The organism is Nocardiopsis sp. JB363, assembly GCF_900143625.1.
In the GTDB taxonomy this organism is placed as follows: domain Bacteria; phylum Actinomycetota; class Actinomycetes; order Streptosporangiales; family Streptosporangiaceae; genus Nocardiopsis.
Genome location: NZ_FRFF01000125.1, coordinates 15,303 through 28,455, shown reverse-complemented (window position 1 = coordinate 28,455; position 13,153 = coordinate 15,303). Strand labels below are relative to the sequence as shown.

Below are 13,153 nucleotides of genomic sequence, written 5' to 3'. Positions count from 1 at the left end.
CCCACGTGGATGTCGGAAACCGGCGTTGTCAGTCCCCTACCCAATCGCGGCGGGCTCTGGGTACAGCCAGACGTCGGGGCGGTTGACTCGGAGGTGATGCCCGTCAACCGTCGCGACACGCTCATCCGAGGAGGAGCGGACTTCGAAGACGTGGGCACAATCGCGGGGAGACCGCGAACTCGACACGTTGGCCACCGCTTCCGACAGATCGTGAGATCGGATTGCCGGAGTATGGGATGCGGAAGCCGCTGTGGCGGATGAGCACACGCCCCGTGACGGGGCATCTGGTGCTTCACCAAGCCTAACATCACCAGAGGCCACGGCTATTCCTCGACACAGATGCTACGGATGGGGAGATGGGGTCCGCACCCCCGCCGGCTCTACGTGCAGGGGGCGTATGTCCCAATCATTACCCGCCCACCGAGTGATCGAATCAACCTGTCGGGCGATTTCCGGCGAATCAGTGTCGGCGTGTCCCTCGTCGATCGCGCACAGCACCAGCACCGTGGGCCCCGCACCGGAGACCACCGCGGCGAGTTTCTCGTGTTCTCGCAGGTCGCCGATGAGGGAGAGGGTACGCGGCATGGCCGGTGACCGGTAGGACTCGTGCAGTCGATCCCGGGTCGCCGAATAAAGGGATTCGGGTTGGCCACATACGGCCGCGGTCATCAACGCGGCACGTCCGGCGTTGAAGGCCGCGTCGGTGTGGGAGACGGTCTCCGGCAGCAGCCCGCGGGCGCGTTCGGTGGACAGTTTCCACCCCGGCACGCACAGCACCGGCAGGATCCGCTCGTCCGGGGTGAGCCGGGCGACGCCCCAGGTGTCGTCGTCGCGGTAGGCGACGGTGTACCCGCCATAGACGCAGGGGGCCACGTTGTCGGGGTGGCCCTCCATGTCCGCGGCGATCTGGTAGATCCAGTCGCGGTCCGGGCCGCCGTCGGGCCCGGCGCGACCGAGCAACGCCGCCGCCACGGTGACCCCACCGACGATCGCCGAGGACGAGGAGCCGAGCCCCCGTGCGTGCGGGATGTCGTTGTCGCAGCGCAGATCCAGGCCCGGGAGTTTCTCCCCGACACGGTCGAAGGCCTCGGTCATGGCCCGCACGACGAGGTGCCGCCGGTCGAGCGGTACGTCTCCGGCGCCCTCTCCCGTCACGGAGACGTGGAGTTCGTCGTCCTCGCGCAGGGAGACGTCGAAGCGGTTGTACAGCTGGACGGCCAATCCGAGGGCGTCGAATCCGGGCCCGAGATTGGCGCTGGTGGCCGGGGCGTCGACGGACACCCGGCGCGGACGTGGTGAGGTCACTGTGGCTACTTAGGTCGGGTCGGAGCTCAGATCAGTTCCAGGGCCTCGGCGGCGGCCTGGGCGTCGACGGGGACGGTGGTGGCGGAGGAGGCGCCGGCCAGGGCCCAGTCGGGGTCCTTGAGGCCGTTGCCGGTGACGGTGCACACCACACGGCTGCCCTTGGCGACCTCACCGGCCTCGACGGCCTGAAGGAGGCCGGCGACGCTCGCGGCGGAGGCCAGTTCGACGAAGACCCCCTCTTGGGAGGCGAGCAGCTTGTAGGCGGCCATGATCTGGCGATCGGTGACCTTGTCGATGGCGCCGCCGGACTCGTCGCGAGCCTGTTCGGCGAGCTTCCAGGAGGCCGGGTTCCCGATGCGGATGGCGGTGGCGATGGTGCTGGGGTTCGTCACGGGTGCGCCGTCGACGATGGGCGAGGAGCCGCTGGCCTGGAAGCCGAGCATGCGGGGGGACTTGGTGGAGACCCCGTCCTTGGCGTACTCGGTGTAGCCCATCCAATAGGCGGTGATGTTGCCCGCGTTGCCGACCGGGATGCAGTGGACGTCGGGGGCGTCTCCGAGGGTGTCGACGATCTCGAAGGCGGCGGTCTTCTGGCCTTGGAGGCGGTAGGGGTTGACCGAGTTCACGAGGGCGACCGGGTAGTCGACGCTGAGCTTGCGGGCGAGTTCCAGGCAGTCGTCGAAGTTGCCGTCGACCTGGAGCAGGCGGGCGCCGTGCACGAGGGCCTGGGCGAGCTTGCCCATGGCGATCTTGCCCTGGGGCACCAGGACGGCGCAGGTCATGCCGGCACGGATGGCGTAGGCGGCGGCGCTGGCGCTGGTGTTACCGGTGGAGGCGCAGATGACGGCCTTGGCGCCGTCCTCGGCCGCCTTGGAGATGGCCATGGTCATGCCACGGTCCTTGAAGGAGCCGGTGGGGTTGAGGCCCTCGACCTTGAGGAAGACCTCGCAACCCGTGAGCTCGGACACACGCGTGGCGGGCAGCAGCGGGGTGTTGCCCTCCTGGAGGGTGACGACGGGGGTGTTCTCGTTGACGGGAAGGCGGTCGCGGTACTCCTCGACGAGGCCTCGCCACGCCCGTGCCATGCTCACGACGGTGTCCCTTTCGGGTGGTTGCTGTTCGCTGGACGCGCGCTCTCGTGGGGCGCGCGGGGAAAAACGGGTGCGGGGTGTCTCCGCGGCGGAGCGTCCCCACTGGTCACGAGTGTACGACCCGGCCTGCGCCGTCTTGCGTCGCGGACACTGTGATCTCAGTATGCGGATACCGGGGGCCGTCGGTTCCGGGACGACCCCCGGTGTCCTCCTCAGTCCTGGAAGGTCTCCACGCGCATCACGCTGGCCACCTCACGAACCATCGGGTGCGCGCTGAGCCGCTCGACCGTGCTGCTGAGCGCGGAGTCGGGCGCGGGGTGGCTGACCAGCACGAGCTGGGCATCGTCCCCGCTGCCCTCCTGGCGCACGTTCCTGATGGACACCCCGTGGTCGGCGAAGACCTCGGCGACCTGGGAGAGCACGCCCGGACGGTCGGCCACGTCCAGCGCCACGTGGTAGCTGGTGATGGTGCGGCCCATGTCGTGCACCGGCAGGCCGGTGTCGTGCCCGCCCTCGGCCACGGAGGTCCGGGCCATCCGGTTGCGGGTCACGCCCACGATGTCGCCCAGGACCGCGGCCGCGGTGGGGGTGCCACCCGCCCCGGCCCCGTAGAACATCAGCCGTCCGGCCGACTCGGCTTCCACGAAGACCGCGTTGTAGGCCTCCTTGACGCTCGCCAGCGGGTGTTCCAACGGCAGCATGACCGGGTGGACGCGCACGCCCACGGACTCGCCGTCCTCGGAACGCTGGCAGATCGCGAGAAGCTTGACCACGCACCCCATGTCGCGGGCGCTGGCGATGTCGCCGGCGGACACCGAGGTGATGCCCTCGCGGTGCACGTCCGCGGCGGTGACCCGCTGGGTGTGGAAGGCGAGCCGGGCCAGGATCGCGGCCTTGGCGGCGGCGTCGAAGCCCTCCACGTCGGCGGTGGGGTCGGCCTCCGCGTACCCCAGGGTCTGTGCCTCGTCCAAGGCCTCGGTGAAGGTCGACCCCGCGGAGTCCATGCGGTCCAGCACGTAGTTGGTGGTGCCGTTGACGATCCCCAGGACCCGGTTGACCCGGTCACCGGCCAGGGAGTCGCGCAGCGGGCGCAACAGCGGAATGGCCCCCGCCACGGACGCCTCGTAGTACAGGTCCACCCCGGCCTCGCGGGCCGCGGTGTGCAGGGTCTGCCCGTCCTCCGCGAGCAGTGCCTTGTTGGCCGTCACCACGGACTTGCCGGACTTGAGCGCCGTGAGGATCAGCGAACGGGCCGGCTCGATCCCGCCGATGACCTCCACCACGACGTCGATGTCCGGGCGGGTGACCAGCGCCATGGAGTCGGTGGTCAGCAGCGCCGGGTCGACCCCGCGATCGCGGTCGAGTCTGCGTACCGCGATCCCGCCGATCTCGATCGGCGTGCCGATCCGCGCGGCCAGTTCCTCGGACTGTTCGTTGACCAGGCGGACGACTTCCGAACCCACAACGCCGCATCCGAGCAGCGCCACCTTCATCGCCATTTGGGCGTGACTCCCACTTCTCTCGTGTCCGACCTTTCGGGACGCCGGTCGACGCCCGTGGGACGAACGTTTCAGCCTACGTCGAGGCGGAGGAGGTCCTCCTCGTTCTCCCTTCGCACGATGACCCGCGCGTTCGCGTCCCGGACCGCCACCATGGCGGGGCGGGGCAGGTGGTTGTAGTTGCTCGCCATGGAATAGCAGTAGGCGCCGGTGGCGGCGACCGCCACCAGGTCGCCCGGCCGCAGGTCGGCGGGCAGGTACAGGTCGTGCACGATGATGTCACCGCTCTCGCAGTGCTTGCCGACCAGGCGGGACAGCATCGCTTCGGCGTCGCTCTCGCGGGAGACCAGTCGGCCGGTGTACTCCGAGCCGTACAAGGCGGTGCGGATGTTGTCGCTCATGCCGCCGTCGACGCTCACGTAGGTGCGGATGCCCTCTACGTCCTTGATGGTGCCGACCTCGTAGAGGGTGACACCGGCGGGGCCGGCGATGGCACGGCCGGGCTCCACCGCGATGCGCGGCATGGGAAGCCCCGCCTCGGTGCATTCGCGGCGCACGATGGCGGTGAGGCTCTCGGCGATGGTCTTGGGGTCGAGGGGGTCGTCGTCCGAGGTGTAGGCGATGCCCAGGCCGCCGCCGAGGTCGAGTTCGGCGAGGGTGACGTCGAGTTCCTCGTGGATCAGGGTGAGGAAACGGGTGACGCGGCGGGCCGCGACCTCGAACCCGGAGGTGTCGAAGATCTGCGAACCGATGTGCGAGTGCAGGCCGACCAGTTCCAGGTGGTCGGCGGCCAGGACCCGGCGGACCGCCTCGGCGGCGGCGCCGGTGCTCAGCGCGAACCCGAACTTCTGGTCGTCGTGGGCGGTGGCGACGAACTCGTGGGTGTGCGCCTCCACACCGGTGGTGACGCGGATCAGGACCTTGGGGTGGGCGCCGGCCTCGGCGGCCACGGCCTCCAGACGGTCGATCTCGTCGAGGGAGTCCACGATGACGCGGCCGACTCCGACCTCGACGGCGCGGCGCAGTTCGGCCACCGACTTGTTGTTGCCGTGCATGCCGATGCGGTCGGTGGGGACGCCGGCGGCCAGGGCCACGGCCAGCTCACCGCCGGAGCACACGTCGAGCTTGAGCCCCTCCTCGATCACCCAGCGGGCGACGGCCTTGGTCAGCAGGGCCTTGCCCGCGTAGTACACGTCGGCGTCGGTGAAGGCGGTGGAGTAGTCGCGGGCACGGGAGCGGAAGTCCTCCTCGTCCATGACGAAGAGCGGAGTCCCGTACTCGGCGGCGAGGGCGCGCACGCCGACACCGCCGACGGTCAGTTCTCCGTCCAGACGGCGCGAGGTGGCGGGCCACACGCGTTCGTCGAGGCTGTTGAGGTCCTCGGGCGGCAGCGGCGGATTGTCCTCCGGCAGGATCTCCGCGTGGCGGGATCCGGCGGGGTGGGCGTAGCGACTCATGGCGGTCTTTCGGCTGGGCCTTCGTATTGCTGTTCAAGGGGGGACCCTGCTCATTGTCCACTAAGAAGATCGGAACACATGGGTTGGGATCACCCCCACGGGCTCCGCGGCGGACGAAGTGTCTACAGCCTTGTGGGCGCCGACACCCCGAGCAGGAAGAGACCGGTGTGGAGCACACCGGCGACGGCCGCGGGCAGGGCCGGGTCGAGGGCGGCCCGCGTGGGTTCGTCCCCGCCGGCGCCGACGGTGGAACCCGTCCGCCACTCATCGTAGGCACTGGTCAGGGCTTCCAGGTATCTGACCAGGATATGGGGTTCCTCTCGACGCGCGGCGGTGTCCAGGACACCGGGGCCGTCGAAGAGCAGTGCGCGCACCTTGGTGTTCTCGCCATGGCCGCACTCGGCCGCCGCCAGTCCGGTGTCGTGGGCCCAGCGCAGGCTGGTCGACGCGTGCGCGTGGGCGTAGCGCAACCGGAACGCCGGGTTGGCGTCGGTGAGGCGGACCCAGGCGCCGGGATGTTCGGCCGAGGGCAACACCGGCAGATCGCGACCGGTGGTCTCGTTCTCCCTGGGTCTGTCGGGCACCGAGCGGCAGAACGCGACCCGGGCGCTGTCCTCGCCGATGCGCCCCAGGGTCCGGCCCGCGGGTGTGTACAGGTCGGAGCGAGCGGTGTCCAGGTAGCGGTCGCGCCACGACGTCTCGCCGGTCGGGCCGGGCGGAGGTTCCTCGGCGCCCACGGCCATGGCGATGCGGGCGCGGGCGTCACCGCGCGCGAAGCGACGCGCCTGCGCCACGGGACCGGCTTCGTGCAGGTCGGTTCGGGGCCACTCCCCCGACCCGGTCCAGGAACGTCCGGTGAGGAACCGGGGCCCGTCGGCCGCCGACTTCAACAGACTCTCGCGCTGGCGGCAGGTGAAGGTGATGTTGACGAAGCCGCGTTCGTCGCCCAGCACCTCGGCGAACCCGGCCTCGGCGCAACCATCGTCGGACAGGTCGGACATGGAGCCGACCTGGGCGACGATGCGCCCGGCCACCATGAGGAGGTGGGCGTCGTCGCGCCCTTCGGGAAGCCGGTCGCGGACCCGGCCCACCAGCCGCGGCGGCAGTGCCACCGACGCGTCGGCCGAACCCGCCGCCTGGCCCGCGCGCGGCCACACGAAGGGGATGTCGGCGTCGTCCAGGTCGAAGGCCCGCAGCGCGGCGCGGCGCACCACGGCCTCCAGGGCGCGCGGGGTCACCCGGCTCCCCCCATGCCGCCGCCGGCCTCACCGTGCAGGGCGCGGATGAGGTCGACGAGCTCGTCGGGGTCGAAGGGCTTGGTGATGTAGTCGTCGACGCCGATCCGTTCGCCGCGTCTTCGATCGTCGGCCTGGGCACGCGCGGTCACCATGACGATGCGCCGGTCGTAACCGTCGGCGCGCAGGCGTTCGACGGTGCTCCAGCCGTCGAGACGGGGCATCATCACGTCCATGGTGATGACGGCGGGTCGGACGTGACCGACCTGGTCCAGACAGTCCTGTCCGTCCGTGGCCGTGAACACCTCGAACCCCTCCAATTCGAGGTTGAGGCGGATCAGTTCACGGATCACTTCGTCGTCCTCGACGACGAGAACCCGTACGGGGAGGGCGTTCACGATCGTGACACTACCGCCGCCGAGCGCGACGACACCACCGGATCGGAGCATTCGGACGGCTCCGCGAAACGAATGGACGAACCTCCCACAACCCCTGCTAGAGTTGTCCACGCGGCAGCGCCCCCTTAGCTCAGGGGATAGAGCACCGGCCTCCGGAGCCGGTGGCGCAGGTTCGAATCCTGCAGGGGGCACCCACAAGAGGGGAACACGTTTTCGTGTTCCCCTGTTTTCATGCCCGGGCATCGTTGCCCGACCGAGCACCGCGAGCGCGCCGACCGGTCATGTCACCGGCTTCCCCGGCCTGGAACAACCTTTCACGAACACCGGGAATGAACCCCTCCGACCCTGGACGCTACATACCGGGAGTGGAGATCGACACCGACGTGGAAACCGATCGCGACCTGCTCGCCGCCGTGGCCACGGGAGACCAGTCCGCCCTACGCACCCTCTACGACCGGCACTCTTCGGCGATGCTGCGTCTGCTGCGCCGGCTGACCTCCGACATCGGCACCGCCGAGGAGCTGTTGCAGGAGAGCTGGCTCGCGGTCTGGCGCTCATCCGCGAGCTTTCGCGGAGACTCCTCGGTGCGCGGATGGCTGCTCGGAGTCACCCGTCGCCAGGCGCACAATCGGCTGAGAGGGAAGCGGCCGATTCTGCTCGCCTTGGACGCCGAGGAGGTATCCGAGCCGGCGGACCCCGGTGTGGACGTGGAGGCCGATGTACTCGCCGCCGCCGGACGACGTCGAATCCTGGCCGCGTTCGAGGCCCTGCCCCGGCGTCACCGTGACGTGGCGGTCCTGGCGCTGGTGGAGGAACTTCCGTACACCGACATCGCCGAAGTCCTCGGTATCCCCGTGGGCACGGTCAAGAGTCGAATGGCCAAGGTGCGAACGCGCTTGAGCGCCCTACTCATCGAGGGACAGGTGAGCTGACATGCCCCATCTGACCGAGGAAGAGATCCTGCGGAGCGCCCGTGTGGATCGAGCGTCGGTGGCGCCCGGACACGACCTGGCGGAGGACCGGCGTTCCCACCTGACCGCGTGCGCCACCTGCTCCATCCGCATCTCCGGAATGAGGAAACTCGCCTCCGCGCTGAGGAGCACCGAACCAGAGGTGCGACCACCTTCCTTCGACGCGCTGATCTCCCCCGCCCTCACCACGGAACGTGCCGAGCCCACCGCACGGACCTCCCCCCGCACGCCGTCCCTGTCCGCTTGGGACACGGCCCGGCTGGTCGCGTCCCTGGTGTGGTGGCAGGCACGACTCGTTCCGGCCTCCCTGTGGCCGATGACCGCCGTGGCTCTCGTGGCACTGTTCGTCTTCGCCTGGCGGGTCCCCGATCCGTCCCTCGGCACGGTTCTCTTCGGTCCCGGAGTCATCCTGCTGACCGTGGGAGCCGCTCTCGCCGTGTGCTCTCCCCGACGGGACCCCGGATCCGAGTTGTTCCACACCATGCGCGTGCCTCCCCCGGTGGTATGGCTGACGCGTCTGATGCTCGTGATGGGCGTGGTGTTGGCCGCGTCGGTCGCGGTCTCGGTGGCCGTGGCCGCGGTCTCCTCATCCCCGCAGTCCCCCGCGACGCTGATCGGCTCATGGTTGGGACCCGCCGTGTTGGGCGCGGGATTCACCGTGTTCGGTACCGTCTGGCGGTCCCCGACGGTCGGCACCGCACTCGGGACCGGGTCTTGGTCGATGAGCGTGGCCGGTTCCCACGGCGCCTTGCTGTTGGGCCCGCTGCCCTCTGGAATCCGCCATGTCATCGTCGCCTTGTGGGCGACCACGCCACTGAGCCTGGTGGTCGCGGCGGTGTTGTTGGCCGCGGCGACCTGGTTGGTCTCACGCCCCGAGCGGTCCCTGGGTGAGGGCCGGCTCGGATGACGCCCCGAGGAGACGAGGAGGATCGACGGTATGCGGATGGTGATCTCCGGGTTGTCCCACGCCTATCGACGCCGCAAGGCCCTGGACGGCGTCGACATGGAGTTCGGCCCCGGTGTCCTGGGACTGTTGGGTCCCAACGGTGCGGGAAAGACGACTCTGCTTCGGCTGTCAGCGGGTGTTCTACGGCCACGCACGGGACGGATCGAGGCGGGCGGCCACGACCTGGGCACACGCGAGGGTCGTCGCATGCTCCGGCACGAACTCGGCTACCTTCCCCAGGACGCGGTGCTGCCACCGAACCTGTCCCCGCGTGAGCTTTTGGACTACGCCGGGCTGTTGAAGGGGATGGCCGATCCGCGCCGGCGTCGGCGTCAGGCCGACGAACTGATCGAGCGCTTGGGATTGGTTCTGGAGGCCGACCGTGATGTGGGGTCGCTCTCCGCGGGCACCCGACGCCGCGCGGGGGTCGCCCAGGCGCTCATGGGTCGACCGAGTCTGGTCCTCCTCGACGAGCCGACCGTCGGTCTGGACCCCGAAGAGCGGATCCGCTTGCGCGCGATGCTCGGAACACTCGGTGAGGGACGCACAGTGGTCATATCCACGCACCTCCTGAGCGATGTGAAGGCCGTCTGCCCCGAGGTCGCCGTCCTGCACCAGGGCAGGGTCGCTTTCTCCGGTCCGACCTCCGACCTCGCCGAGATCGCGGCCGACCGCGTTTTCGAACTGACACGGGACCCGGTCGGCACGGACCTCGGGGTTCCCTCCGCTCCTCTTCGGGAACGTGTGTCGACCGACCTCCCTCCCCCCGGCGGCCGCCCCGTCCACCCGACTCTGGAGGAGGGCTACACCGCCTTGATGCGCGATCTGCGCGAGGGAACCGCGCAGGGATAGTCCCCGGGTGCGACGTGGTCGGCCGTGCTTTCGTCGTCGCGGGCCCGCCTCGGCCGAAAACTCCACCGAACCATGAACCTCTGTCCTGAAGAGCGCTACGTACTTCCCGACAACCGGAACGTGTCGGAAGTGAGACGGCGATGTCCATGGCAGAGCCCCCTGATCAGAGCACCGTGTCCGTACGGGACGATCCCTCCCTCGCCCTCCTGTGCTCCCTGGCCCTGAACAGGCGACTCCACGGGCTCCCTCTGTGGACTGCCCTGGCCACGCCCCTGGCGATGGCGGTGCTTCTCGTGATCGCGGTCTTCAACGGCGCGGAGGGCGGGCGGGGAGAGGTGTGGGACCACTGGTTCGGCCTCTCGCTGTACCTGTGGGCCATCCTGACGCCCATGGCCACCGGGCTCTACGCGCTCGGTTCCTTCCAGGCCGACGAGGACGCCAAGCGTGTCCTGTACTGCTATGCCTTCCCCCGCCGCAGACTTCTGTTCGCCGAGGTCTTGGCACTCACGATCCTGTGGACGGGGGCGGCGCTCCTGTTCGCGGCCCTGGTCGCCCTGATCTGTCTCGCCAACGGCACCCCCGACCTGATCGTGCGAGCGTTCGCCGGCGCGCTCCTACCGGTTCTCGCCGCCCTGCCCACCATGGTGCTCTGTGTGCTCGCCGCCGAGGTATGGGGGGTCGCCGGACCTATATGCATCGGCGTGGCCGGGATGCTCTTCGGAGCCTTGGTCGGCGACAAAACCTACTGGTGGGTCTTCCCACCGGCGTGGCCCACACGCGTGGTCATACCTTTCGCCGAAACCCGCGCGGTCTCCGACTTCCACCCCACCGACCCACTGCTTTCGCTCTCGGTACTACCGGTGATCACGATCGCCACGCTCCTGCTCACCGGCGTCCTCCTGATCGTGAGCGCCTGGTACGTGGACAAGCGCGACCTCTGAGCCCGACCGCCCAACGAAATGAGGAAGACCGATGACCATCACCGGGTTCGACCGTGACTCGCCGCCGACGATCCGCGACGACCCCTCACTCGCGACCATCGTCGTCGTGGAGCTGAACAGGCTGCGACACGGTTTCGGTTTCTGGTTCTCCCTCGTCCTGCCGTTCGTGTTGGTCCTGCCCCTCGGGGCGATCGCCGCCCTCTCCCCCGAAGGGCGCGGCGGGGACGTGTGGGGGATCTGGTTCGGTGTCACCCTCCTGTTCTGGGGGATGTTCCTGCCCATGGGGGCGGCGCTGTACGCGGCCATGTCGGTCCGCGCCGATCTGGCGTCCCGACGGGTGCTGTACACCTATGCCTTTCCCCGTCACCGGCTGCTGATCGGCAGATTCCTGGCGCTGCTGCTGATCTGGTCGGGCAGCGCGTTGCTGCTGATCCTGCTGCTGGCGACTGTCGGCTCCGTGCTCGTGGGCCCACAGGCCGCACCACCGGTCGTGGCGGGGGTACTGGTGCCTTGGATCGGTGGTGCCGCGACCCTGGCTCTGTGCCTGGTGGTGGCCGAGCGCTGGGGCACAGGGGCCACCACCGTCATCGGGGTACTCGGGACGCTGCTGAGCGGGGTCGTCGCGGACACTTCCGCCTGGTGGTTCGTCCCCGTGGTCTGGCCCATGCGCGCCGTGGTTCCGCTCGCCGGGATCGAGGCCAGCGGAGTACCGCTGGAGCCCGGTGACCCATTGTTCTCACTCGCGCCACTGCCCGCGGTCGTCGCCCTGTCCCTGGCCCTGTCCGCCCTGCTGCTCGTCGCGGGATCCCGTCACGTCGATCACAAGGAGCTGTGAATGTCATCGGCACTGCGCATCGGTGCGCTCACCAAACACTTCGGTCCCCACCCGGCGCTCTCGGGGGTGGACCTCGACGTCGCCGAGGGCGAGGTCTACGGGTTGTTGGGACCCAACGGTGCGGGTAAGACTACCCTGATGAAGGCGGTGGTGGGCTTGCTGCGCCCCGACTCCGGAACGCTGGAGGTGGCGGGCCGACCCTTCACCCGTGACTCCCTGCGCGGTATCGGCGCGCTCATCGACGGGCCGGGATTGTGGCCGCGGTTGAACGCCCGACAGCATGTGCGGGCGCACGCCCGGTTGCGCGGGGTCGACCCCGAACAGGCCGTGGCGCGACTGTTGCCGTTGGTGGGGATGGAACGAGTGGCCGACCGTCGCGTATCGGCCTATTCCCTGGGTATGCGCTGGCGTCTCGGTATCGCCATCGCCTTGATCGGCTCACCACGTCTGTTGGTGCTGGACGAGCCGACCAACGGCCTGGACCCCATCGGCATGCGCGAGGTACGAACCCTGCTGCGCCGGTTGGCCGAGTCGGGCGCGACCGTGTTCGTTTCCAGCCACCAACTCGACCAGATCGCCCGTACCTGTGATCGGGTGGGCGTGCTCGTACACGGTCGTACGTACTACGAGGGCGCCCTGTCCGGGCTGGCGGACGACGGTGACCTGGAAGCGGGGTTCTTCTCCCTGGTGGAGCAGGCCTCCGACGGCGTCCGCTGATCGGAGGGGTCCAAGACCGGAAACGGAAGGTGCGGCCGAGACTCAACGGGCCGAGCGCATCAGCATGATGTAGCCGTCCTCCAGGGTCGGCGGGACGAGCCGTCCTCTCGGGGGCGCTTCCGTGGTGACGACCCGGTACTTCTCAGGCGACGTACTCACCACCGTGGCCTCTGCCCCCAAGGGCATGTCGGCGGGTACCTCGTAGGTACGTCCTCGCGCCACGGCGGTCAGGTCACCGACCGCACCGTGGAAGACCAGACGGCCTGCGGCCAGAACGGCCACCTGTGGGCAGCTCCAGGCGACGTCGTCCAGGATGTGGGTGCTCGAAACGACCGTGCGTTCCCGGCCCAGGTCCGTCAACAGCGACCGAAAGCGCATCCGTTCCTCCGGGTCCAATCCGGAGGCGGGTTCGTCGACGAGGAGCAACCGCGGATCGCCCAGCAGGCTCTGCGCGATACCGATACGCCGTCGCATCCCCCCGGAGTACTCCGAGATCCGACGATCCCCGTCATCGGCCAACCCGACCCGGGCCAGGAGATCCTCGACCTGCGAACGACGTGTCCAGCGGTCACCAATCCCCTTGAGCAGCGCCACGTAGTCCAAGAACTCTCGGCCGCTCAGCTCGGGGTGGGGAGCCAACTCCTGTGGCAGATAGCCGGTGGCGCGTTGGACGGCACGGCGGCCACCCGCGGTGGTGAGGTCGTGGCCACCGACGACGACCCGTCCCGCGGTGGGACGCAGCGCACCGGCGAGGATACGCATGAGGGTGCTCTTCCCGGCCCCGTTGGCGCCGAGCAGACCGACCATGCCGCCGGGAACCAGAAGATCGATGCCGTCCAGGGCCCGTACATCGCTCTTGAAGACCTTGGTCAACCCACCGATCTCGATTTCCATGTGCTCCGTACC

At 69.2% G+C, this 13,153-nt stretch carries 13 protein-coding genes and 1 tRNA gene; 7 read left to right on the top strand and 7 right to left on the bottom strand.

Going from position 1 to position 13,153, the window contains the following annotated elements; all coding sequences use genetic code 11:
- Window positions 1–342: 342 nt before the first annotated feature.
- The 6 genes from thrB to BQ8420_RS18395 form a co-directional block, all read right to left on the bottom strand.
- The gene (thrB, locus tag BQ8420_RS18420; RefSeq protein WP_369825517.1) at window positions 343–1,281 is read right to left on the bottom strand and encodes a homoserine kinase; all 939 of its coding nucleotides are present in this window, start codon (window positions 1,279–1,281) and stop codon (window positions 343–345) included.
- 50 nt (window positions 1,282–1,331) lie between these two features.
- On the bottom strand, window positions 1,332–2,390 hold the full coding sequence (gene thrC / locus BQ8420_RS18415; RefSeq protein WP_200815980.1) for a threonine synthase: 1,059 nt from the start codon (window positions 2,388–2,390) through the stop codon (window positions 1,332–1,334).
- Window positions 2,391–2,608: 218 nt separating this feature from the next.
- Window positions 2,609–3,895 (bottom strand): homoserine dehydrogenase, encoded by a 1,287-nt coding sequence (locus tag BQ8420_RS18410; protein ID WP_087100371.1) that lies wholly within the window; start codon window positions 3,893–3,895, stop codon window positions 2,609–2,611.
- A gap of 71 nt (window positions 3,896–3,966) precedes the next feature.
- Window positions 3,967–5,352 (bottom strand): diaminopimelate decarboxylase, encoded by a 1,386-nt coding sequence (lysA, locus tag BQ8420_RS18405; protein WP_087100370.1) that lies wholly within the window; start codon window positions 5,350–5,352, stop codon window positions 3,967–3,969.
- A gap of 122 nt (window positions 5,353–5,474) precedes the next feature.
- Window positions 5,475–6,590, bottom strand: a complete 1,116-nt coding sequence (locus tag BQ8420_RS18400; protein WP_087100369.1) for a DALR anticodon-binding domain-containing protein — start codon at window positions 6,588–6,590, stop codon at window positions 5,475–5,477.
- Window positions 6,587–6,985 carry a response regulator transcription factor gene (locus BQ8420_RS18395; RefSeq protein WP_087100436.1) on the bottom strand — a complete coding sequence of 133 codons (399 nt, stop codon included), beginning with the start codon at window positions 6,983–6,985 and terminating at the stop codon, window positions 6,587–6,589. The genes BQ8420_RS18400 and BQ8420_RS18395 overlap by 4 nt, the downstream gene beginning before the upstream one ends.
- Window positions 6,986–7,104: 119 nt before the next feature.
- Here BQ8420_RS18395 and BQ8420_RS18390 point away from each other — a divergent pair.
- The 7 genes from BQ8420_RS18390 to BQ8420_RS18360 all read left to right on the top strand — a co-directional run bounded on the left by BQ8420_RS18390 (window position 7,105) and on the right by BQ8420_RS18360 (window position 12,247).
- A tRNA-Arg gene (locus BQ8420_RS18390) sits at window positions 7,105–7,176 on the top strand.
- A gap of 174 nt (window positions 7,177–7,350) precedes the next feature.
- Window positions 7,351–7,917 (top strand): RNA polymerase sigma factor, encoded by a 567-nt coding sequence (locus BQ8420_RS18385; RefSeq protein WP_235006347.1) that lies wholly within the window; start codon window positions 7,351–7,353, stop codon window positions 7,915–7,917.
- A 1-nt stretch (window position 7,918) separates the two neighbouring features.
- A complete protein-coding gene (locus BQ8420_RS18380; RefSeq protein ID WP_235006346.1) occupies window positions 7,919–8,863 on the top strand; it encodes a hypothetical protein in 945 nt (314 codons plus the stop codon).
- Between the two features lie 30 nt (window positions 8,864–8,893).
- Window positions 8,894–9,754, top strand: coding sequence for an ATP-binding cassette domain-containing protein (locus tag BQ8420_RS18375; RefSeq protein WP_087100368.1), 861 nt, complete (start codon window positions 8,894–8,896; stop codon window positions 9,752–9,754).
- Between the two features lie 146 nt (window positions 9,755–9,900).
- On the top strand, window positions 9,901–10,695 hold the full coding sequence (locus BQ8420_RS18370; protein WP_160049345.1) for a hypothetical protein: 795 nt from the start codon (window positions 9,901–9,903) through the stop codon (window positions 10,693–10,695).
- Window positions 10,696–10,726: 31 nt separating this feature from the next.
- Complete coding sequence (locus BQ8420_RS18365; RefSeq protein ID WP_087100366.1) at window positions 10,727–11,530, top strand: hypothetical protein; 804 nt, start codon at window positions 10,727–10,729, stop codon at window positions 11,528–11,530.
- Window positions 11,531–12,247, top strand: coding sequence for an ABC transporter ATP-binding protein (locus tag BQ8420_RS18360; RefSeq protein WP_087100365.1), 717 nt, complete (start codon window positions 11,531–11,533; stop codon window positions 12,245–12,247).
- Window positions 12,248–12,289: 42 nt separating this feature from the next.
- Here the strand turns inward: BQ8420_RS18360 and BQ8420_RS18355 are convergent, their stop codons facing one another.
- On the bottom strand, window positions 12,290–13,141 hold the full coding sequence (locus BQ8420_RS18355) for an ATP-binding cassette domain-containing protein (RefSeq protein WP_087100364.1): 852 nt from the start codon (window positions 13,139–13,141) through the stop codon (window positions 12,290–12,292).
- Window positions 13,142–13,153 lie beyond the last annotated feature (12 nt).

Bases quoted from the DNA above. Each gene is read 5' to 3' on its own strand.
- thrC (WP_200815980.1), bottom strand. From the start codon at position 2,390: ATGGCACGGGCGTGGCGAGGCCTCGTCGAGGAGTACCGCGACCGCCTT.
- BQ8420_RS18410 (WP_087100371.1), bottom strand. From the start codon at position 3,895: ATGGCGATGAAGGTGGCGCTGCTCGGATGCGGCGTTGTGGGTTCGGAA.
- lysA (WP_087100370.1), bottom strand. From the start codon at position 5,352: ATGAGTCGCTACGCCCACCCCGCCGGATCCCGCCACGCGGAGATCCTG.
- BQ8420_RS18380 (WP_235006346.1), top strand. From the start codon at position 7,919: ATGCCCCATCTGACCGAGGAAGAGATCCTGCGGAGCGCCCGTGTGGAT.
- BQ8420_RS18375 (WP_087100368.1), top strand. From the start codon at position 8,894: ATGCGGATGGTGATCTCCGGGTTGTCCCACGCCTATCGACGCCGCAAG.
- BQ8420_RS18370 (WP_160049345.1), top strand. From the start codon at position 9,901: ATGGCAGAGCCCCCTGATCAGAGCACCGTGTCCGTACGGGACGATCCC.
- BQ8420_RS18365 (WP_087100366.1), top strand. From the start codon at position 10,727: ATGACCATCACCGGGTTCGACCGTGACTCGCCGCCGACGATCCGCGAC.
- BQ8420_RS18360 (WP_087100365.1), top strand. From the start codon at position 11,531: ATGTCATCGGCACTGCGCATCGGTGCGCTCACCAAACACTTCGGTCCC.
- BQ8420_RS18355 (WP_087100364.1), bottom strand. From the start codon at position 13,141: ATGGAAATCGAGATCGGTGGGTTGACCAAGGTCTTCAAGAGCGATGTA.